Raw genomic sequence first — 19,135 nt, 5'->3', positions numbered from 1 at the left:
GGGGTGTCCGCTGGCGGACACCCCGGGCCGGGTGCCTTGTGAGGCCGCGACCTACCGGTCAGAGTCGCCGCAGGACTCCGGTGCGCGGTTCCATCAGCGCGGCGAAGTGGTCAACGAGTCGTCGTACCACCGCCGCGTCCCGCACCACCACCCCGACTTCCAGATTGTCCGACAGCGCCCGGTCGGTCAGGTTGGCGCTGCTGACCAGCGCGGCCTCGGTGTCGGCGGCGATCACCTTGGCGTGCAGGGCCGGAAGTGACCGGCCCGGCTGTCGTCGCGCCGCCGGCCAGTGCCAGCAGGCGACCCGGTCACCGAGGCCGGCGAAGACGTCGGCTCCGGTCACCCCGCGCAGCGGTCCGCCGTCGGCGGCGCCGCTCTCGGACACCAGGTCGACCCGGACGCCGCGGTCGGCGGCGGCGGACACCTCGGCCACGACCTCGGCGACGCCGTACGCGGCGAAACTGACCATCAGCAGCGACCGGCGGGCCTGCCGGATCAACTCGACCACCACCGACCGGGTCAGCCGAACCGCGACGGCCGGGCTGCTCGGCCCGCTGACCACCAGTTCGGTACGCCGTGCCTCGGCCCGTCGCTGCAGGTGGGCGGCGCTGCGCAGAGCGAGCGCGACGGCCGGGCCGGGCAGGCCGGGGGCGTGGGTCCGCCAGGCGGCGACCAGCCGTCTGGCGTGACCGGCGACCGCGTACCCCGGTCGGGCGTCGATCAGCGCGGCCTCGACGGTGGCGTCCGGCCGCTGAACTGATGCCAGTACACCGGCCCACCCGGCGACGTGCCCGGCCGGCAGCTCGGCGGCCAGCTCGGCGACGGTCTGCGCCATGGCCTCGGACGGGTTCACCGCTGGCAGCCGGTCACCGGCAGAAGCCGCACTCGCTGTCGGCGAGGGTGTCGACCAGCAACGACCGGTCCAGGTAGTGGTTGCCGCCTTCGCAGGACGTTTCGGCGGCGTACAGGCAGGCATGGCAGGCGGCTCCGGCGAGCCGGCCATGCACGGTCGGGTCGTGTTCGGCACAGAGCGGGTCGGAGCTGCACAGCCGGGCACCGTGCAACGCGCGGTCGATCAGTGGGCCGAGCCGGTCGGCCCGGCCGAGGGTGACCAGGCCGCCGAGGGTGCCTTCACTGTCCGGGGCGGCGGTGTAGAGCAGCACCCCGGCCATCGGCGAGTCGCCGGTACGCGCGTACACCCGCTCGCCGATGCCGGAGGCGCTGTAGCCGCACTCCAGCGCCAGCTCCCGGATCAGGGTGTGCGCGAGGGTGTGCAGCAGCAGGTAGCGCAGGCCGGGCCAGGCTCCGGGGGGTAGTTGGCGCTGCGCCCGCCATTTGTCGTGGGCCCGGATCAGCAGCTGTTCGCGGGCCTTGACCGCGGGGTCGTGCTCCCAGGCGACGATGCGTTCCTCGGTGAACCGCAGGAAGATGCCTTCACCGCGGGTTTCGGCGCACGGCACCCAGGTGGGCGGCTCGGCGGACAGCGGTGCGCGGCACTGGTCCGGGGTGTCGAGCACGTCCCGCTCGGGGGCGTCGATGCGGGTGAAGCCGTACAGTGCGGCGACCCGACGCAGCCGGGGCACCAGCACCACCTGGCTCAGCCAGTCCCGGTGCCCGGCCGGGACCGGCTCCGGCCGGGTGGTGAAGTCCGGCAGTGCCGCGCCGACGCTGGCGGTGAACGCGCGCCACTCGGGCAGGTGCAGGTCGAGATTGTCCCAGTCACCGCCGCCGGGGGCGTCGCCGGCTTCGTGCCGCCGCTGGATCGCCGCCCACACCTTGTCCACTCCGTGCGGTTGCAGCTCGGGCCAGCAGGTCTGGGTGGGCAGGATCATCGTGCCGGTCTGCGCTGGCAGCGGGGCGAGCACGCTCAGCGTCGGCCAGAACTCGGCGACCAGGTGGTCCACCGGGTGTTCGGCCTTCGGCACGCTGAACACCGCCGCCTGCATGGCGAACCAGCTGTTGGTGGCGCCGAGCGCCAGGGTGCGCGGCGTCGCGTCGCACGGTTCGTAGCTGCCCAGGTGCGGGTGGCGGCCCCGGCAGGCGGGCAGGTTGCGGTCGGCGAGCCCGATCGCGTCCGAGATGGGCCGGCTGGCGTGGCATCCGTTGGCATCGCAGGTGACGAAGATGTTGGTGGTCTCGCCGGTGCTGCCGCGTTCGGACAGTTGCAGCGGGTGCCCGGCACCCGGGTCGCTGCCCCGGTGCGCAAAGTACGACCAGGGGAAGTCGTCGAGGTGGCCGTTTCCGCAGGCCAGCACGAACCGGGCCGGTACGGCGGTGGGTCGGCCGCCGCCGTTGCCCCGGCAGGTGTGCACGTAGCGGACCTTGTCCGGCGTCTGCGCCGAGACCAGCTCGAACAGACCCGACTCGACTGGGGCGAGCCGGTTGCACCGGGTGTCGGAGCAGCGCAACCAGGCGGGGAACAACGCGACCGGCACCCCGATGCGGGCCCATTCGGCGTACGGGTCGGAGGTTTCCGGCAGGTGTGGCGGCAGCCGCAGCGCCTGCACCTGGTGACCGAGTTTGGCGCGCATGGCGGCGAGCAGCCGGTCCTCGGTGATGACGGTGGCGCGGGCCAACTCCCAGTGCTCGAGGCCGAGCGGCATCACCGACAGGCTGGGCAGGTCGGCGACGGAGCCGATGCCGTAGGTGTGCAGCAGCTGGTTGGGGCGCAGCGCGCCGACCCGCAGTTGCCGTTGCTGTGGGTCGCTCACGCCAGCGCCTCCGGCCCGTCGGCTCCGCCAGCGGCCCCACCGGCGGCGGCCCCGACGCCGGTCGCCGGATCGACGCGGGGGACGAACGGTGGCGGTGGTTCCGCCGTGGCGGCCCCGGTGAGCTGCAGCTGCAGCTGTACGCCGGGTTCGACGTCGCGCAGCGAGGTCGGGCAGGTGGTCTGCCGCCAGCGGCCCTCCTCGGGGCGGTGCAGCAGCCCGGCGATGTCGTCGCTGCGGCGCGGCTTGTCGTACGCGAGCCGCCGGGCGGGCATGGCCCGTTCCCGCGCCCACACGTCGAGCCGCGCCTCCAACTCGTCTTCTACCCGCTGCCGTACGGCGTTGTCGGCGGCGACGTCGCTGCGCCGGGCGAGGAAACGCACCACGTGGTCGGCGAGGGGGCCGTAGCGGTCGAAGTGCTGGGCGCTCAGGTTGCCGTTGTAGGTGTGTTCCAGGTTGCGGATCAGGGCGACCAGCACCCCGGTCAGGCCGCGGTCGATGGCCCGATCGGCGAACGGGGTGACCGACAGCGCTTCGACCTGCCGGTAGACGGTGGCGTGGAAGTGGTCGAAGCGTTCGTAGTGCGACAGGTCGCGGGGGCGGGCCCAGTTGTAGACGGTGAAGACGATGCCGGGGGCGGCGCGACCGACCCGGCTGGTGGCCTGGATGTACTCGGCGGCCGACTTGGGCTGGTTGGCGACGACCATCACGCCGAGCCGGGACACGTCGACCCCGACGGAGATCATGCTGGTGGCGAGCAGCACGTCGATCGGTCTCGGGCCGGCTTTGCCGCGCCCGCCGGTGAACCGGACGGCGAGCCGGTCCAGCAGCGGCCGGATCGCGTCGGAGGGCATCCGGGAGGTCAGCTCCTCCAGCAGCGGGTCGTAGCGGCGGGCGAGGCCGCGTTCGTCAGCGCGGGTAAGTCGGGTGGAGACGTCGTCTTCGACGAGGCGTCGCATGCCGCCGAGGTCGCGCAGGCTGTTGAAGTAGCCGACCAGGGTCATGTACGGGTCGGTGACGTCGTTTCGGCCGTAGCGTTCGTGCAGCTTCTGGGCGGCACCGAGGACCGACACGTAGACCCGGATCAGGGTCGACTTGATCCGGGTGCCGTGGGCGCAGATGCCGATGTAGCGCCGGCCGGGACGCTGGTCGGGGTGACGTTGGCGGGCGAAGAAGCTGTCGGCGGCGTCGAGACCGGGCGGCGGGAACACTTCGGTGCTGCGGTGGAACAGCGCGCCGATCTGCTGGTGGGCTCGGCGGACCGTCGCGGTGGAGGCGATCACCTTGGGCCGGGTCGAGTGGCCGGTCATCGGCTGCCAGGTGGCGAGCCGGTCGACGGCGGTCTCGTAGAGGCCGACGAGGGAGCCGAGCGGCCCGGAGATCAGGTGCAGCTCGTCCTGGATGATCAGGTCGGGGGGTCGCAGTCGGGGACAGTCGACGATGCGGGCCGGGCCGGCGTTGCCGGTGGCCCGGTGGTACGTCGCTTCCCAGTCGGTGCGCTCCAGGTCTTCGGTGACGTAGCCGTGCCGTTCACAGCGCCGGCTGACCTGCCCGAACAACGCTGAGGTCTCGCCCTTCCAGGCCAGTTGGGCGAACTTGTCGACGGTGGCGATCAGCAGGGCCGGCGGGTGCCGGTAGATCTCCTCGTCGACCACGAGCACCGGCAGCCCGCGCTGGTCGTCGGGCCGGCCGAAGCCGGCGAGCTCGCCGAACGGGCATTCGACGTCGGGGCAGCGCACCAGGGTCCGGCGGTACGTCGGGTCGATCATGATGTCCCGGCCGGGTTCGATCCGGCTGCCGCACCACGGGCAGCTGGTCAGCTGGTGTGGTGACCCGTGGCCCCGGGTGGCGGCACCGCGCCGGCCACGCTGCTGCTGCTGCCACTGCCGGGCCTGGTCGGTGTGGTTGGGGGTGACCTTGCCGCCGACCCATAGTCCGATCCGGATCGGCGTGTCACCCCAGGTGGTTTCGTCGGCACGGCGCAGGGTTTCGGCGGCGCAGATCAGGGTGGCGGCCCGCTCGAACTGCTGGATGGTGAGCAGCCGCAGCGTGTAGCGCATCAGCACGGCGAGGCCGTCGGCGGCGACCAGGCCACCGTAGGCGGGTTGCAGCCGGCGGATCGCGATGGTGAAGGCGGTCAACCCGAGGTACGCCTCGGTCTTGCCGCCACCGGTCGGGAACCACAGCAGGTCGGCGACGGCTCGCTGTAGATCCTCTGTGCGTTCGGCGTGCCGGGGGTCGGCCAGCGCCGGCAGGTTGATCAGCAGGAAGGCGAGCTGGAACGGCCGCCAGCGGTGGTTGTCGGGCTGGTCGGCGGCGTCGGTCGCCGCCGCGAGCCCGAGGCCGGGGTGTTCGCGACGGGCGTCGGCGACCCTGGTGTGCACCCGCTGCAGGTACATCGCCTGGTTGGCGAAGCCGAAGGCGCGGCGGGAGGCCGGGTCGGTGGCGAGCAGGCCGATGCCGGCGGTGATCCGGTCGGCGGCCCGGCGGGCGTCGCGCAGCGCCTCGGTGACCTGCTGCCGGTGTTCGGTGAGCCGGCGGTGCGGCTGGTCGGCGGCGGCGTCGTTGCCGGCGATCCAGGCCCGGTAGCCGTCGACGAGCGGGGTCAGCGCCGCCAGCAGCGGATCACCGGCTGGACCGCGTGCCGAGCCTTTGGCTGGGGCGGCCGCCGGGGTGGCGGCCAGCTCGGCGAGGCGTTTCATGTCGAGCTCGACGGCGGCCAGCTCCGGCAGATCGGGGTCGGTGTCGGCGGTCGGCACGTCGGTGAACGGCAGTTCGTGTACGGGCACCGGGCAGGTGCGGATCCGGTGGGCGCGCAGCGCGTGGTCACCGGCGGCCGGGTCGGCCCGCACGGCCGTGCCGTGGCCGACGGCGTACTCGGGATGGAAGCGGTAGGCCATCGCGAGCCGGCGGCGTTCGGCCTGGTCGGAGGCGTCGCCGCCGGTTATCTGCTCGGGTCGGGGCCAGAAGACCGGCTGGTCGCCGTCGCCGGTGGCGGACAGCTCCACCTGGAAGATCCAGGAGCTGGCGTCGCGCCGCGCGCCGGGCCGCTGCCGGTTCTCCAGGAACAGGGAGATCAGCCAGCGGCCGTCGCGGCGGCGGGCCCGGCCGCGTACCACGATGTCGGGTTGGTCCGGGTCGGGGGCCTGCGGCGGCAGCGGGCCTTCGGCGAGTACGACGATGATGGTGCCGCCGTAGCTCTGGCGCTGCCAGACCCGGCCGGCGTATTCCTCGCGCTGCGAGGTGGCCCGGTCGTAGCGGCCCCAGCCGCCGGTGACCCGCAGCGCGGTGGCGGCACCGTCCACGGTGGCGGTGAAGCCGAGCGCAGACGGGGCGAGGCTGGGCACGTTGGGGGCGCTCGGCTCCGGCTGGCCCTCCATGATGTCCGGTGCGCTGGCGTCGGAGAGCTCGTCCTGGGTGTCGGGCTCGACGGCTTGGCCGTTGGGGGCGAGCCGGCCGAGCAGGTAGCGGTCGAGCGGGCTCTCCTGGGTGCCGAACTCCTCGTCCGGCCCGTCGAGCGGCCCGAGCAGGTCGGCCAGGACCAGCGCCTGCAGCTCGTCGCGGATCACGCCCGCGTCTGGTCTGCCGAGTACGCCCGCCTCACCCATGCCCGCCACCGTAACGGCTCCCACCAAAACCGTCCTCATGCGATCGACTGCACCTGCCGACCGGAAAGCATGATCACTTGAGTACTTTGACCGTCCGGCAAATGTCGATCATGAGCGAACTGAAGATCAATATCGCCCGCTGAACCTGGACCATCATCCCGATGTGGACAAATCAAAAGGCCATGACTTCGCGCCACGGTGCGCCGCCGTACGGTCCTTGGCCGTACGGCGCTACTGTCGTCATCTCGCGATCACGAAGGAGGGTCAGCCATTGGAGGCGCGGCTGTTGCCGATCAACGCCCTGCTCGGGCTGCTGACGGCCGGTGATATCACTCCGCCCGTGCTGGCTCAGGCAGGATTTCGCCCAGCCGGGCTGGAAATTCCCGCCAGCGGCGACGCCGGCAATGCCGTCATCGATGCCCTACTGTTCCACGAGGCCAGCAATCATCTGGTGCAGTGCGAAGCGAAGTCCGGTGCCAACATCGAGGTGCGGCAGGCTTTCGCATACGCGGCGATGGGCCCTGAGTCGTTGGTGCAGGCCGCAGGCGTGACTCTGACGCACCGGACCCCGCCGACGCTGGAGACGCTATACATCTGCTTGTCGAAGCACGCCAGCCGGATCAGCCTGAGCCTGGAGAGTGCGGGAGTGTCTGCGCCCCTGCTTGCGGTCGCTCACCGACGCGTCGACCTGCACAACAGGGAGCATGCGTCAGGACTACTCACCAGGGCTCTCGGCGAAGGCGTAGACCTGGCCGGCCCACCACCTTCGATCATTCCGTTCGACCCCGACTCTCCGGTAGAGGTAGCTGAGGAGTACGTCCTAGCGGCGCTCGTCGCCATGCTCACGCACAGAGCACCAGCCGTCACAATGACTAGCCTTACCGAGCGGGTCGCCCCCTACTACAGCATCTACGGACAAAAGGCGCAGACCGGACTCAGGCGCCTCGTCACTCAGGTTGCTCGAAGTGTCGCCGACCGCGAGCCTGCATGGTTCGCGTTCGAGCGACGCACAGCGACTCGATCCGAAGACCGTATCCAGTTCAGGAAGACTCCTGAGGATCTTCATCACAGAGGCCGCACCACCTCATATCAAAGCATCGGAAAGGTGACCAAAGGGATCAAACGCCCAGGGCGCGCCGAGATTGATGGACAATTGGACCTGCTCCAAGAGCTAGAGGTCGCGGATACTGGCCTGGAGGAGTCGCAGGAGGAAGACGAGCAGGGAGGTGGATCTTGACCGCACGGGCCGCCATGGCAGATGAACTTGCACTGAGCCCTACCTCACCCACCAAGACGTTCGTCGTGGAGGCCCATGTAGAGGATCCGTTGGAGTGTCTGCGTGGGCTCACCGGCTCCGGCCGGGTCGAGGAAAGCACCGACGCCTTCCTCTTCAAGGTCCACACCGAGTTCGGCTATTTCTGGGTAGATCAACTCAACCCCAGGTTCTGGAGCCTGCACACGGACATGCCGACAAAGAATGCCGGCTCGTTGGTCAACGGCTGGGTAGCCAACCGCCGTGACCTCGACTGGATGTGGCTGCCCTCCGAGCATCTACGGCACATGTGGCCGAACGCCCAGACGCGGCGCGTGCGTACCAATTTCAAGGGTACGGCTCTGCTCGGATCCGCCGGAGCCGAAACCGAGGAGCTTGGGTTCCAACTGTCTGGCCGCAACGCCGAGGCGTTCCTTGACTTCCTCTCACGCAGCGACTACCGCGACGCCGTTCCGTTCGATCGGATCGAGAGCCATATCGATGACCCCGACTTCGGTGGAGTACGGGAAGCGGTCAGTAGGATGGGCAAGTTCGTCGCGTCCGGCGACTCCTTCCCACTGCACCTCGCTTTCGTCAGCCGGGCCGTGAGCCGGTACAGCAAGCTGGTGACGCTCTGTGAAAGCAAGGCCATCTCCTGGTCGACCCTTGGCACCGAGGATGGCGGCGGCAACGTGACGGGCGGGCCGATCGCTATCCGATTCAGCAAAGAGATTCATGATCAAGATGCCTTCCTCAGCGAACTGTTCTCATCGAGAGCGCCGTTCCGGCTCTGGGGCCGCCCAGCCGTCACCGCTGACGGCGTCGCGGAAGTCGCGGCCGTGGATCTGCACGTGGGGCAGCAGTTACGGATCGATGTCGGCAACGACTGGATGAGGATCTACCTGGGGAAGGATGGTTGTGGCAACACAGTCGCCAGACTGGTGAGCAACCTGCAGCACCACTTCGATGCCGCGCTCCAGATGGTCGACCCCGAGCTTCAAGCAGCCATCAGCCCTCGCCCCCTGGCCAGCACCGCCTAACTTCTTCATCCACGACCCGTTCCCGGAAGGCTGACTCGGCAGCCCTCGCTCAAATGGAAGCCTGCTGGCACTCGTTCCGAGGATTGGATCAAGATGAAGATTCGGGATTCGGTCACCACAGCCGGCGGGGCCAGGTCGAACGAGGACCGAGTAGGCCACGCGGGTTCGCTGGCCTGGGTCATCGACGGTGCCACCGACCTGTACGACGTTGCTGCCCTGCCCGCAGAGCGTGACGTGGTGTGGCTGGTCGACCTGGTCGGGGCGCTCCTCACAGAATCCGGGACGGACGGTTATCAGGGCAGTGGCGCCGACCTGTTGGAGCGGATCGCCGTCGAGGTGCATCGGCAGCAGGAGGCGTACGGCTTCCCCTCGGACCGGATGCCGCCGGCCTGCTCGATCGGCTTATGTGTCGACCGGGGCGACGGCTTCGAGTTGACCCGCATCGGTGACGCCACCGCTGTCATCGACGGCGACACCACCCGTGTCCTCGCCACCAGCTACTTCGACGGGCGAGAGGCGGCGGCGGTGCGGGCCCGCGAGACCGACCCGGCGATGGTCGTCGCCGCCATGCAGCAGCGACGCCGGCACACCATGACCTCCGGTGACGTCGAGTCGGTCTTCTCCGGCCACCCGCAACGCCGCCTCGTCCCGCACCGGATCACCGCGGACTGGGCAGGGACCGGCCACATCCTGCTCTGCACGGACGGGTTCGCCCGGCTGGTCACCGATTACCAGCTCTTCGCCGGGTGGTCCGAGGTCGTCGCCGAGGCCCGGGAGCGTGGGGTGGCGTACCTGGGGAAGTTGATCCGGCAGACGGAGAGCGACCCGGCCGTCGGCGGTGACCGTTTCAAACGCGCCGACGACGTCGCCGCCGTCCTGATCTGCGCGGGCTGAGGCAGTACAGATGGGAGCACCTGCCATGTCCGACCGGCCGCCATACCTCGTCGAACGCAACCCGGGCTACTTCGAGTACCAGTTGCCGATCTCGGTGAAGCTGGTCGTCGACCACCACGGTCGGGTGCCGCTGCTGAAGAACGAGCGCGACGAGTGGGAGCTACCCGGCGGCAAGCTGGAGGTCGGCGAATCCCCGGAGCAGGGCGTCTGCCGGGAGGTAGCCGAGGAGCTGGGCCTGACCATCACCGGCGTACGGATCATCGACTCGTGGGTGTACGAGATCACCCCGCTCCGACACGTGTTCATCGTCAGCTTCGGTGCGGTCTACACCAGTGAAGAGGAGTTGACCTACATCGACGAGCACAAGGAACTCGGTGTGTTCAGCTACGACGAGGTGCCCGACCTGCACATGCCGGCACCGTACAAAGCGACGATCACCCGCTGGCGTGACCTCGTCTCCGGTTCGACGCAACCCGCGACGACATGACCGGGCGGGAAAGCTGCCTCCGGGGTAGCCGGCTTGCTCAGGTGTTCCTCGCCGCGCTGTCGGCCGCAGTCTGTTTCGGCTGTACGTCGAGTCCGCCGGTCTCCATGGCCGAGTCGGACCCGGCGCTGCTCGTCCACGACGTCCGGCGCGGCGGCGACGACGCGCAGATCGACGGCTATCTGCGTCACCTGGCCGACGCGGACTGCTTCGTCCTCGAACCGGACGCGACGACCGGGCCGGACGGGATGCGCAACGTCGCCGTCTGGCCGCCCGGCACGACGGTGTGGCGGGACGGTGGGCAGGTCGCCGGGGTCGAGGCGCCAGGCCGGGAGCCGATCGCGATCGGCAGCCGGGTCGTCGGCGGTGGCGGCTACACCAACCCCTCGACCAGCGACCTCGACCTGCCCGACGTCTCCCCCGACTGCCTTACCGGTGGCGGCGAGTTCGCCATGCTGCACACCATCACCAGCGTGACGCCATGAACGACAGGATCTCGATCGACCATCGGATCATGGCTTCGCCGCACAGGCGCTCGATCAACAAGAGCTTCCGCTACGGCTGTCTACGTGAGTGGGAGTCGGTTGAGGATGCCGTCGACGGCTTCGATCAGCTCTGCTGTGCTGCGTACGACGTGGACGCCCGGCCTGGTGGCGAAGGCTTGCGCCCATCGACTTCGCATGACATGGCTGGTCAGGATCACCGGCCGGCCTTGCCCGAGGGCAAGGCGTGCCTGGATCCGGGCGCCGCTGGTCTCGCCGGCTTCGACGACAAGGGTCGCTGCCGCGTACCCGCTCATCACCGCGTTGCGCATCGGGAAGCTCTGCCGGGTGGGGCCGGCGTCGGGCCGGAACTGGCTGACCACCAGGCCGACGTCGGCGATGTGGTCCTGCAGCCGCCGATTGGCCGGCGGATAGTAGTTGCGGATGCCGGTGCCAATGACCGCGACGGTGCGGCCACCGGCGGCGAGGGCTGCGGTGTGGGCGGCGGTGTCGATGCCGTGAGCCAACCCACTGGCGACCGTCACTCCCCGGTTGGCCAGCGTCTCGGCTACCGATCGCGCGATGCCGGATCCGCGCGCTGACGCCTTGCGGCTGCCGATGACGGCGATGGCCCGGTCGTTGGGCCGCAGCTCGCCACGGGTGAACAGCAGCGGAGGCGCCTCTTTGATGCCGCGCAACTGGGCGGGATAGCTGTCGTCGAAGTAGGCGTGTACGCCGATCCCGTCCGCCCGCCATCCGGCAATCTCGTCGGCAGCGGCTGAGATCAGATCGTCGGCTGAGCTGGTCGGATCTGGGAACAGCGCCTCGGGCTGACGCAATGCCTGGTCGAGCACCTGCGTGGCGCTGCCGGTCTCCTGGATGTCGAGGACGACCTCCGACCAGTTCGCCGCTGATCGGCGCAGCAGAGCGACCAAAGCTGCAAGCTCAAGCATCGCCAGTCCGCTCATGGCATTGGTGCTGGGATCACATGACTGGCTCGAAGCTCGTCCGGGTCGCAGCGTAGATGAACGGACCAGGCCGATCGAGGCATTTGACCAGGTCCCGCCAACGACACATCACCACCTCGAGTTGGTTGAAGGTGTTCGTCGCTTCGGCGGCGGTCAGGGCGACCATCCGGGCTCCGTACTCGCGGACGGCGGCGATCTCTCGGGGGCGAGTCCGGATGTGCCGGTCACGGGTCACAATCAGCCAACCCTGCTCGGTAACCTGCGGAATCCACACGTCGTCCCTGGCTGCGACGTCGGTGACAACGCACGGCGGGCGGAGACGCTTGTGGACCTCACCACCCGGGTCTCCCGGGTACGTCACGTCCGAGCGGATGCGAGACAGGAGGATGCCGAGACCACGAATATCAGCGTCGAAGTAGAAGCGGACTCCCGCCGGTTTGGTCCTGGTCATGCAGCTTTGGCGGTAGCCCGCACGGAGAACTCGTACGCCAACGCCCACGATACGTCGCTGGCGTCCAGGGCGTACATCTCGGCGATCGCGTCCGCGTCCTCGCCCGCGTCATGCTGCTCAGCGATGACCTCGGTGCTCACGCCCTTGATCGACGGCTTGCCGAAGCGGACATCCGGCTGGATGCGTACCGGTGATTCCAGGTTGGCGTCTGGGCTGTAGCTGACGGCTACGTCGCCTGACCAACCGACCCGCCGGATGAAGGAATCCGCTGGCGTCGTGAGGAGGAGCTGGTCGCCCGCCACCGCCACCATCCAGTAGTCGACCCCGAGGCCGGCAGTGGTCTGGGCGTCGTAGACCAGGTTCCGACCGGACACGAACGGACGTCGATCAGCAAGCGGGTACGGCACGCCGAACTCTTCACGCAGCAGCTCGATGAACCGACGGAGCTCCTTCATCGGCACGTTGTGTGTCTGTCGGTACTCCCGCAGGTAGCCGGCTTCGACGAACTCCGCCCAGGTCACGTTTCGAGTGCCGCGCGGTTTGTCGCGTAGGATCGGTTTGTAGGATTTGCTACTTCGCTGCGATCCTTCCAGCCAGTAGTGCAGGGTCGACTGCCGGACGCGCAGCAGCCGGGCTGCCACCGCCTCCGAAAACATCTCGCGCTCCAGCACACTGGTCATGGCATCATTCTGGCACCTGGTCGCCGTCGCTGTGGGGTAGCGACGAGCACGCCGAGGCGAGGCCCCATCCACGTCAACTTCCACGGATAGCGTGGATGGGCCTCACCTCGGTGTGCGGTACGCGGAGCAGCCGGGCCGCTGCCGCTTCGGTGAGCACGGCTATTCGGCGGCAGGGACGAGGACTTCCGAGCCGGACCAGTTGATGTCGAGGTTGCCGAGGTCGCTCTCGGGTTCGTCGTTCTCGTCGAGGGTGCTGAAGGTGGCGTGGTAGCAGCCGAACCCGTGGCCGCCGGCGGTCAGGGTCGCGATCGCCCAGCCGCGCAGGTTCTCCCCCAGCTTCTCCGGCTGACGCGGGTCGACGGCGACCCGGATGACTCCGAGCAGGTCGTACGTCTGGTCGCGCGTGCCGGCATTGCCGATGAGGCAGAGCGAGAACCCGTACCGCTCCTCCGCCTCCTGCTGGTAGATCAACTTTCCGAATCGGTACACGGGAACCTCCTCGTTTGCGGCGGGACTGCCGACCGTGACTAGCATCAGGGAAGTCGTTTGTTATATCAACCCCCTAGTCTGTGGCGACTTCCTGAAGTAGGCTCACCCTGCTATCCGGTCCTGTAAGGAGTGAGGAACATGATCCAGTCACCGACGGGCCAAGAGGCAACCGACGGCGCAGACGTCTCGCCCACCGTGCAGGCATGGGAACTCGGCATCAGGCTGCGCGTGCGCCGTGAGGAGTTGGGCATGACAGCGGTTGCTTCCGGCAAGGCGACCGGCATCGCCCAGGCGTACATCTCGGGCGTCGAAGCCGGCCGGGTCAAACTGCCAGCCGGTCGACTGGCTCAACTCATCGAGATCTACGAAATCGATCCGGAGGACGCAGCCGAGCTGGAAGAGCTGCGGGTGGGCGCAACCCGTCGTGCCTGGTGGCACCAGTACTCTCAACTCTTCCCCGCTGACTTCCTCCGCTTCCTCGGCTACGAGGCCGGCGCGGATCACGTCCGCAGCTACGACAACGAGCTACTCCACGGGCTGCTCCAGACCGAGGAGTACGCCCGTGCCGTGATCCGTGGCGGCAACACCTACGTCCGGCTCACCGAGATGACCAGGCGAGTGAAGGCGCGCATGGCACGGCAGGCTCGGTTGACCGGCCCCAACCCCTTGAACGTGAGCACCGTCATCAGCGAGGCAGTCCTCCGTCAGCAGATCGGCGGCCCAGCGGTCATGCACGACCAGCTCAACCACCTGGCCGAGCTGGTGTCCTCGCATCCGGATCAGATCCGAATCAGGGTCGTGCCGTTCACCGCAGGAGCACACCCCGCGCTCGGCGGGCCGTTCCAAATCCTCTCGTTCCCATCGCCCCGGCTGCCTGACCTGGTCTGGCAGGAAGTCCTGACCTCCAGCGACATCATCGACCAGTCCGCTCGCGTAGCCGACTACACGATGACCTTCGCTGAGGCTGAGGAACGCGCGTTAAGCTCGCAGGACTCACTCGCGCTGATCCGCCAGATAGCCAAGGAGATGGGATGACCCCGCAGGTCGGCACCCCAGACCGGGACTGGTTCAAGTCGTCGCGCAGCTCCAACAACGCCGCCTGCGTCGAGGTCCGCTTCGCTGGCGGCCAGGTGGACGTACGCGACACCAAGGACCGCACCGGCCCGACCCTCGCCTTCGACGCCACCACCTGGACCAGCTTCGTCACCGGCCTCAAGCACACCCCCACCCAGCCCTGACCGCAGGCCCCTGCTGGGCTGGGCTCCCCCGAGATCAGCTACACGGGCTGGTCCGGCAACCCGGATCAGCCCGCCCAACCCCCGTTGGCCGCTGCTCGACCGAGCCGTTGAGGAGATCTGGATGGTCAGGAAAGACCGGGACTGGTTCAAGTCGTCGCGCAGCTCCGACAACGCCAACTGCGTCGAGGTCCGCTTCGCTGGCGGCCAAGTGGACGTACGCGACACCAAGGACCGCACCGGCCCGACCCTCGCCTTCGACGCCACCACCTGGACCAGCTTCGTCACCGGCCTCAAGCACACCCCCAACCAACCCTGATCTTGTTGTAGATGTCAGTCTGGCTGACGAACGACAGTGAAACGCGTGCTTGAGTAGGCCTGACCGGTGGAGGACACGCCCCGGGAATCTGGTTCACGGTCTGCCGGCCAGAATTGGACAGCGGTGAAAGGAAGCCATCCTGTCCGCGAGCCTGCCACTCCAGTCGGTTTATACCGACGACAAGATCATCGGGACGGGATCGCTGCGACCTGCTCCGCCTCCAAGAGCAGGACGTACGAGAACACTGCTGGAAGTTCAGCGAGTGCCTGGGCGCCGGATACGATCACGCTCTCGTGCGCCAGCAGCTGACCAGTGGCCTCGTCGAGGATGACGATGTCCTGCGCTCCAGCCGAGTCAGCGGTGATCGCGATCCCGGTACGGCCGGCCCGATCTGTGACGTGGCCGCGGTACTTGAGGTCCTCATGCTCGGCAAGGAATCGGAGCAGCTGCGCCCGAACGGAGGTCGAGATCACCCATCCCTGGTAAAGGTCAGCCACGCCCCGAACAGCCGACTTGAGCCCGTTCTCCTGCGGCTGGTTGGCGTACACCTGGGCCTTGAGTTGGGCGAGATCGGCGGACGGCGGCGATGGGGTCGGGGTGATCCACTCACCCGGCGCGTACCTGATGGACTCCGCAGGCGCGGCCCCAGGGCCAGCAGATGGCCATGTCACCTTCCGCAACGCCGAACCGTCGGGAGCGTGCCAGATCTCCTGCTCCAACGGGATCACCGCGCTGGTGGTTTCCCCACCCTCGGCCGAGATATCGAGGCTCCACGCCTCGGTTCGGACGTAGGTCACCGGCCCTGCGCGCTCTGCGCCGTCGTCGGTCAACCGCTCGGCAAGGTCGAGCAGGTACGGCCGGGCTGACAGCGGGTTGTCCTCGTACTCGAACGCGAGCAGCGGTGGAGTAGCGGCGACGGCTCGAGCCGGCTGACGCAGCGGGTTGAGGAGCACCATCGCACCCACCGCGACCAAGGTCAGAATCGTGAGACTGCCGACGAGGGTGCGCCGGTCCGCCCGGTGCCTCGGCACCTCGACATCCGGCGCCAGCACCGGCGCGGTTCGGACGAAATCCAGCGGGTTCGTGGGTGGTGTAGCCACGTCGAGATCCCTGGCCGGGTCGGCAAGCTTCATCAGCTCGATGAGACTCCGCTGATCACGCACCAGACGCCACCTTCCTGACGGTCCTTTTCCAGACTGGCTCATGCTCAGCAGGGTTGACTCGCCGTTCCTTCAGCGCGGCCGAAAAACGCCGCCGAGCGCGCATGAGACGGGCCGAAGCAGCGAGCCGCGAGCAGTTCAGCACGGCGGCGACCTCAGCAGTTTTTAGTCCTTCCCAGCCGATGAGCCGAAGAATTTCCTGATCGTCGTCTCCCAGGGTGGACAGTGCACGCCGCAGGTCGATGATGGTTGCCACCGAATCCTCAAGCGAGCCGGGAAGCGTGTAGTCGGCAAGCTCGGCGAAGCCGATCGGTTCCGGCCTCCGGCGGCGAGCACGCCACTCGTTGGCGAGGAGCTTTCGCGCTACGCCGTACAGCCAGGGCAGCAGGTGGGCAGGCACCTCGTCACGTCGCCGCCAGGCGACGACGAAGGCCTCCTGGGCAAGCTCCTTGGCGGCGTCGGTGTCCGCCAGCCGGCGGTAGCCGTACCTGACCAGACTGGGATAGAACGTCCGGTACACCTCGTCGAACCACTGCTCGTCGTGCCGTTTTCCCTCCGCCACCACACCTCCATCGCCGCTGACCTGGACCTCCCACCTACGTATGTGTCACTGGAAGCCGGACTATGACAGCCGACAGGACAACTGAGGGTGCATGCTGGTTGTGTTTGAAGAACTCAGACCTGGCGGAGGCGACGATGACCGTCACGCAGATCGACCTAGACGATGAGGCGTTGGCCGAGGCGATGCGCCTCTCCGGGGCCAGGCGCAAGAAGGAAACCGTGAACCTCGCGTTGCGCGAGTACGCCGCACGGCACCGTCGCATCGCGGCACTCGATCACCACGCCGCAGTAGCGCAGGGCTGGGACTACGAGGGTTGGCAGGAGCTTCGGGCAGCGGGCAAAGCACCCGCTGCGTGATCCGGTACTGCGTGCATCTCTCGGTGTGTGCGTGCGCCGCCGTCAACGGGTGACCGGCAAGCATGCCTGGCCTCATCCACCGGTAGCCGGATCCAGTGTGGCTACCTCACGATCGAAGAACGAGTCCAGCGGCTCGCCCTGGTGATAGAGCCCTTCGACAAGGCGCTGACACCGGGCGATCAGGCCCGGCTCGGTGAAGCGACGGGCGGCGGCGAGCACACCCGTGTCGTCGTAGACCGCCTCGTACATCACGTCGAGACCGAGCGTATAGATCTCCGGCAGCGGACCCCCGTTCTCGTACGGAGCGACCTGCTCCGGACCGACGACGTTGGTCAGGCCGCCGTACTCGTGACGGAGCCGGAGCAGGTGCAGCTCCCATTGCAGGTACGGGATGATCTGCTTCTCGACGACTCGCACCCGCCGGTTGACGAAGCCTTGTCGCGCGATCCGGCCGTAGTAGTCGGCGAAGTCGTCGCGCTGCTCGTCGATCAACCGAAGCGACTCATCCCACCGACCGTCGACGAAGGCCTCCCAGCTCTTGTTGCCGGGCTCCTTGAAGAACTGCTGCCGCTCCAGCTTCCAGAAGCCGACCGACTCTATCCGCCAGAAGTGCTCGTAGAAGTCGGTCAGGTAGTCGTCGAGTGTCAGCAGCTCACCTGGGTCATCGCCGAGGACTTCATGCATCAGGCATCTCCACCCTTGCCCTTGTGATCCACTAATCGTCACCCTCTAGACCCTGATGGCTTATTCGGCCGTGTACCCGTCTCCTTTGGTGGGTCAGTAGGGTTGTGTGGTCATGTCGATGCAACCGAGGCCGTGGCCAGACGTTCCGGAGCAGACCGCGCGGATGGCGCGGGCGGCGTTCCGGAACGGGAACCTCGCGACGCGGATCCGTGACGAACTCGGCCAGGTGTACGACGACGCCCGGTTCTCGGCGGCGTTCGGGGTCCGGGGACGGCCGGGGATCTCCCCGGCACAGTTAATGACCGCCAGCGTGTTGCAGTTCTCGGAGAACCTGACCGACCGTCAGGCCGCCGACGCGGTCCGGGACCGGATCACCTGGAAATACGCCCTCGGTCTGGAACTCGACGATCCGGGTTTCGACCCCACCGTCCTGTCGGAGTTCCGGGACCGGCTGGTCGCCGGTGACCTGACCAGCCTGGCCCTGGACGCCCTGCTGCAACGCCTGGCCGGGCTCGGACTGGTCAAGGCCCGGGGCCGCCAGCGCACCGATTCCACCCACATACTCGGCGCGATCCGCGACCTCAACCGCCTCGAACTGGCCGGAGAGACACTACGGGCGGCGTTGGAAGCCCTCGCCGCGGCGGCACCGCACTGGCTCACCTCGGTCATCGACGATTCCTGGACCGGCGTCTACGGCACCCGCGTCGACAACCTGCGCCTACCCGAGAGCCGGACCAGACGCGACGAGTTGATGGTCCGCTACGGCATCGACGGCTACCACCTGCTCGACGCGGCGCACCACCCGGACGCGCCGCAGTGGCTGGCACAGATCCCAGCGGTGCAGACGCTACGCCTGATCTGGATCCAGCAGTTCTACCGGGACACCGACAACGCCGGGCAGGAGGTGCGACGGCGGGAACACGCCCCGGACGGGGACGGTGTCCCGCCCGGCAGAGACCGCGTCATCTCCCCATACGACCTGGACGCCCGATACAGCATCAAACGCGACACCGGCTGGGGCGGCTACAAGGTCCACTTCACCGAGACCCGCGACCCACCGACCGGCACCACCGGCCGGGAAACCGGGCGCGGAGAACACCCGAACCTGATCACGAACGTGGCCACCACCACCGCGACCGTCCCGGACTCGGCCATGACCGCCATCATCCACCAGCGACTGGCCGACAAGGCACTGACTCCCGCCGAACACCTCGTCGACTCCGGATACCCGTCCGCCGAGATCATCGTCACCGCCGCCCGCCGGCACGGGATCACCCTGATCTCCCCGATGCTGATCGACCCGTCCGCCCAGGCCCGCGCCGGGCAAGGCTACGACAAAGCCGCGTTCACCTTCGACTTCGACACCCGCCACGGCGTCTGTCCCCAGGGCAACACCAGCACAAGCTGGTCACCCTGCCGACAACGCGACACCGACACCATCGTGGTGTCCTGGCCGAAGACCGTCTGCCAGCCCTGCCCCACCCGCCAGGAATGCACCCGCGGCACCCGCCGCCAGATCACCATCCACCCCCGTGACCTACACGAAGCCCTCACCGCTGCCCGCATCCAGCAGAACACCTCCGAGTGGAAGGCCCGCTACGCCGCCCGCGCCGGAATCGAGGGCACCATGCGCCAGAGCACCCATGTCACCGGAACCCGTACCGCCCGTTACCGGGGCCTGCCCAAGACCAGACTCGAACACTGTCCCGCACCGGGTTTGATGGAGACATCGAAACCTGGGAGGAACACCAGCGATGCCCGCA

Annotated in this window: 20 protein-coding genes; 10 read left to right on the top strand and 10 right to left on the bottom strand. The window is 68.3% G+C overall.

What is annotated here, in order from left to right; all coding sequences use genetic code 11:
* Positions 1-58: 58 nt before the first annotated feature.
* Genes drmC through drmA form a run of 3 tightly spaced genes read right to left on the bottom strand, consistent with a single transcriptional unit; the run spans position 59 to position 6,316 of the window.
* Entirely contained in the window at positions 59-853 is a 795-nt protein-coding gene (gene drmC / locus ACFHW1_RS13525) for a DISARM system phospholipase D-like protein DrmC (RefSeq protein ID WP_416553817.1), read from the bottom strand.
* Between the two features lie 13 nt (positions 854-866).
* Positions 867-2,711 (bottom strand): DrmB family protein, encoded by a 1,845-nt coding sequence (gene drmB / locus ACFHW1_RS13520; protein ID WP_416553815.1) that lies wholly within the window; start codon positions 2,709-2,711, stop codon positions 867-869.
* The gene (gene drmA / locus ACFHW1_RS13515; RefSeq protein WP_416553813.1) at positions 2,708-6,316 is read right to left on the bottom strand and encodes a DISARM system helicase DrmA; all 3,609 of its coding nucleotides are present in this window, start codon (positions 6,314-6,316) and stop codon (positions 2,708-2,710) included. The genes drmB and drmA overlap by 4 nt, the downstream gene beginning before the upstream one ends.
* 271 nt (positions 6,317-6,587) lie before the next feature.
* Between drmA and ACFHW1_RS13510 the strand changes: the two genes are divergently transcribed.
* The 5 genes from ACFHW1_RS13510 (at position 6,588) to ACFHW1_RS13490 (ending at position 10,471) form a co-directional block, all read left to right on the top strand.
* Entirely contained in the window at positions 6,588-7,553 is a 966-nt protein-coding gene (locus ACFHW1_RS13510; RefSeq protein ID WP_416553811.1) for a hypothetical protein, read from the top strand.
* Positions 7,550-8,608 carry a hypothetical protein gene (locus ACFHW1_RS13505; protein ID WP_416553809.1) on the top strand — a complete coding sequence of 353 codons (1,059 nt, stop codon included), beginning with the start codon at positions 7,550-7,552 and terminating at the stop codon, positions 8,606-8,608. Before ACFHW1_RS13510 ends, ACFHW1_RS13505 begins: the two co-directional genes overlap by 4 nt.
* A gap of 93 nt (positions 8,609-8,701) precedes the next feature.
* Entirely contained in the window at positions 8,702-9,502 is an 801-nt protein-coding gene (locus ACFHW1_RS13500; protein ID WP_416553807.1) for a protein phosphatase 2C domain-containing protein, read from the top strand.
* A 25-nt stretch (positions 9,503-9,527) separates the two neighbouring features.
* A complete protein-coding gene (locus tag ACFHW1_RS13495; RefSeq protein WP_416615528.1) occupies positions 9,528-9,989 on the top strand; it encodes an NUDIX hydrolase in 462 nt (153 codons plus the stop codon).
* Positions 9,986-10,471, top strand: a complete 486-nt coding sequence (locus ACFHW1_RS13490; protein WP_416553803.1) for a hypothetical protein — start codon at positions 9,986-9,988, stop codon at positions 10,469-10,471. The genes ACFHW1_RS13495 and ACFHW1_RS13490 overlap by 4 nt, the downstream gene beginning before the upstream one ends.
* 80 nt (positions 10,472-10,551) lie before the next feature.
* Here the strand turns inward: ACFHW1_RS13490 and ACFHW1_RS13485 are convergent, their stop codons facing one another.
* From ACFHW1_RS13485 to ACFHW1_RS13470, 4 genes are all read right to left on the bottom strand, one after another.
* A complete protein-coding gene (locus tag ACFHW1_RS13485; protein ID WP_416553801.1) occupies positions 10,552-11,421 on the bottom strand; it encodes a DNA-processing protein DprA in 870 nt (289 codons plus the stop codon).
* Positions 11,422-11,452: 31 nt separating this feature from the next.
* Positions 11,453-11,887 carry a hypothetical protein gene (locus tag ACFHW1_RS13480; RefSeq protein ID WP_278110879.1) on the bottom strand — a complete coding sequence of 145 codons (435 nt, stop codon included), beginning with the start codon at positions 11,885-11,887 and terminating at the stop codon, positions 11,453-11,455.
* Positions 11,884-12,567 carry a DUF433 domain-containing protein gene (locus ACFHW1_RS13475; RefSeq protein WP_416553797.1) on the bottom strand — a complete coding sequence of 228 codons (684 nt, stop codon included), beginning with the start codon at positions 12,565-12,567 and terminating at the stop codon, positions 11,884-11,886. Before ACFHW1_RS13475 ends, ACFHW1_RS13480 begins: the two co-directional genes overlap by 4 nt.
* Before the next feature lie 159 nt (positions 12,568-12,726).
* The gene (locus tag ACFHW1_RS13470; protein ID WP_416615527.1) at positions 12,727-13,056 is read right to left on the bottom strand and encodes a hypothetical protein; all 330 of its coding nucleotides are present in this window, start codon (positions 13,054-13,056) and stop codon (positions 12,727-12,729) included.
* Between the two features lie 138 nt (positions 13,057-13,194).
* On the opposite strand from ACFHW1_RS13470, the gene ACFHW1_RS13465 reads away from it, so the two are divergent.
* The 3 genes from ACFHW1_RS13465 to ACFHW1_RS13455 all read left to right on the top strand — a co-directional run bounded on the left by ACFHW1_RS13465 (position 13,195) and on the right by ACFHW1_RS13455 (position 14,610).
* Positions 13,195-14,091, top strand: coding sequence for a helix-turn-helix domain-containing protein (locus ACFHW1_RS13465; protein WP_416615525.1), 897 nt, complete (start codon positions 13,195-13,197; stop codon positions 14,089-14,091).
* Positions 14,088-14,294, top strand: coding sequence for a DUF397 domain-containing protein (locus ACFHW1_RS13460; protein ID WP_416615524.1), 207 nt, complete (start codon positions 14,088-14,090; stop codon positions 14,292-14,294). Before ACFHW1_RS13465 ends, ACFHW1_RS13460 begins: the two co-directional genes overlap by 4 nt.
* A 121-nt stretch (positions 14,295-14,415) precedes the next feature.
* Positions 14,416-14,610: a DUF397 domain-containing protein gene (locus tag ACFHW1_RS13455; protein ID WP_416569348.1), complete on the top strand. Its 195-nt coding sequence runs from the start codon at positions 14,416-14,418 to the stop codon at positions 14,608-14,610.
* Between the two features lie 185 nt (positions 14,611-14,795).
* On the opposite strand, the gene ACFHW1_RS13450 is transcribed toward ACFHW1_RS13455, so the two are convergent.
* Complete coding sequence (locus ACFHW1_RS13450) at positions 14,796-15,773, bottom strand: CU044_5270 family protein (RefSeq protein ID WP_416615522.1); 978 nt, start codon at positions 15,771-15,773, stop codon at positions 14,796-14,798.
* The gene (locus ACFHW1_RS13445; protein ID WP_416557628.1) at positions 15,766-16,332 is read right to left on the bottom strand and encodes an RNA polymerase sigma factor; all 567 of its coding nucleotides are present in this window, start codon (positions 16,330-16,332) and stop codon (positions 15,766-15,768) included. The genes ACFHW1_RS13450 and ACFHW1_RS13445 overlap by 8 nt, the downstream gene beginning before the upstream one ends.
* Positions 16,333-16,436: 104 nt before the next feature.
* Here ACFHW1_RS13445 and ACFHW1_RS13440 point away from each other — a divergent pair, with 104 nt between their 5' ends.
* On the top strand, positions 16,437-16,688 hold the full coding sequence (locus tag ACFHW1_RS13440) for a type II toxin-antitoxin system VapB family antitoxin (protein WP_416557627.1): 252 nt from the start codon (positions 16,437-16,439) through the stop codon (positions 16,686-16,688).
* Between the two features lie 72 nt (positions 16,689-16,760).
* On the opposite strand, the gene ACFHW1_RS13435 is transcribed toward ACFHW1_RS13440, so the two are convergent.
* The gene (locus ACFHW1_RS13435; protein WP_416557626.1) at positions 16,761-17,372 is read right to left on the bottom strand and encodes a DUF6879 family protein; all 612 of its coding nucleotides are present in this window, start codon (positions 17,370-17,372) and stop codon (positions 16,761-16,763) included.
* Between the two features lie 112 nt (positions 17,373-17,484).
* On the opposite strand from ACFHW1_RS13435, the gene ACFHW1_RS13430 reads away from it, so the two are divergent.
* Positions 17,485-19,135: IS1182 family transposase (locus ACFHW1_RS13430; RefSeq protein WP_416615520.1), on the top strand; the 1,651-nt coding region annotated here is incomplete at its 3' end.

The organism is Micromonospora sp. LOL_014 (assembly GCF_048060245.1).
GTDB lineage: Bacteria > Actinomycetota > Actinomycetes > Mycobacteriales > Micromonosporaceae > Micromonospora_E.
This window is presented reverse-complemented; position numbering and strand designations above follow the sequence as displayed.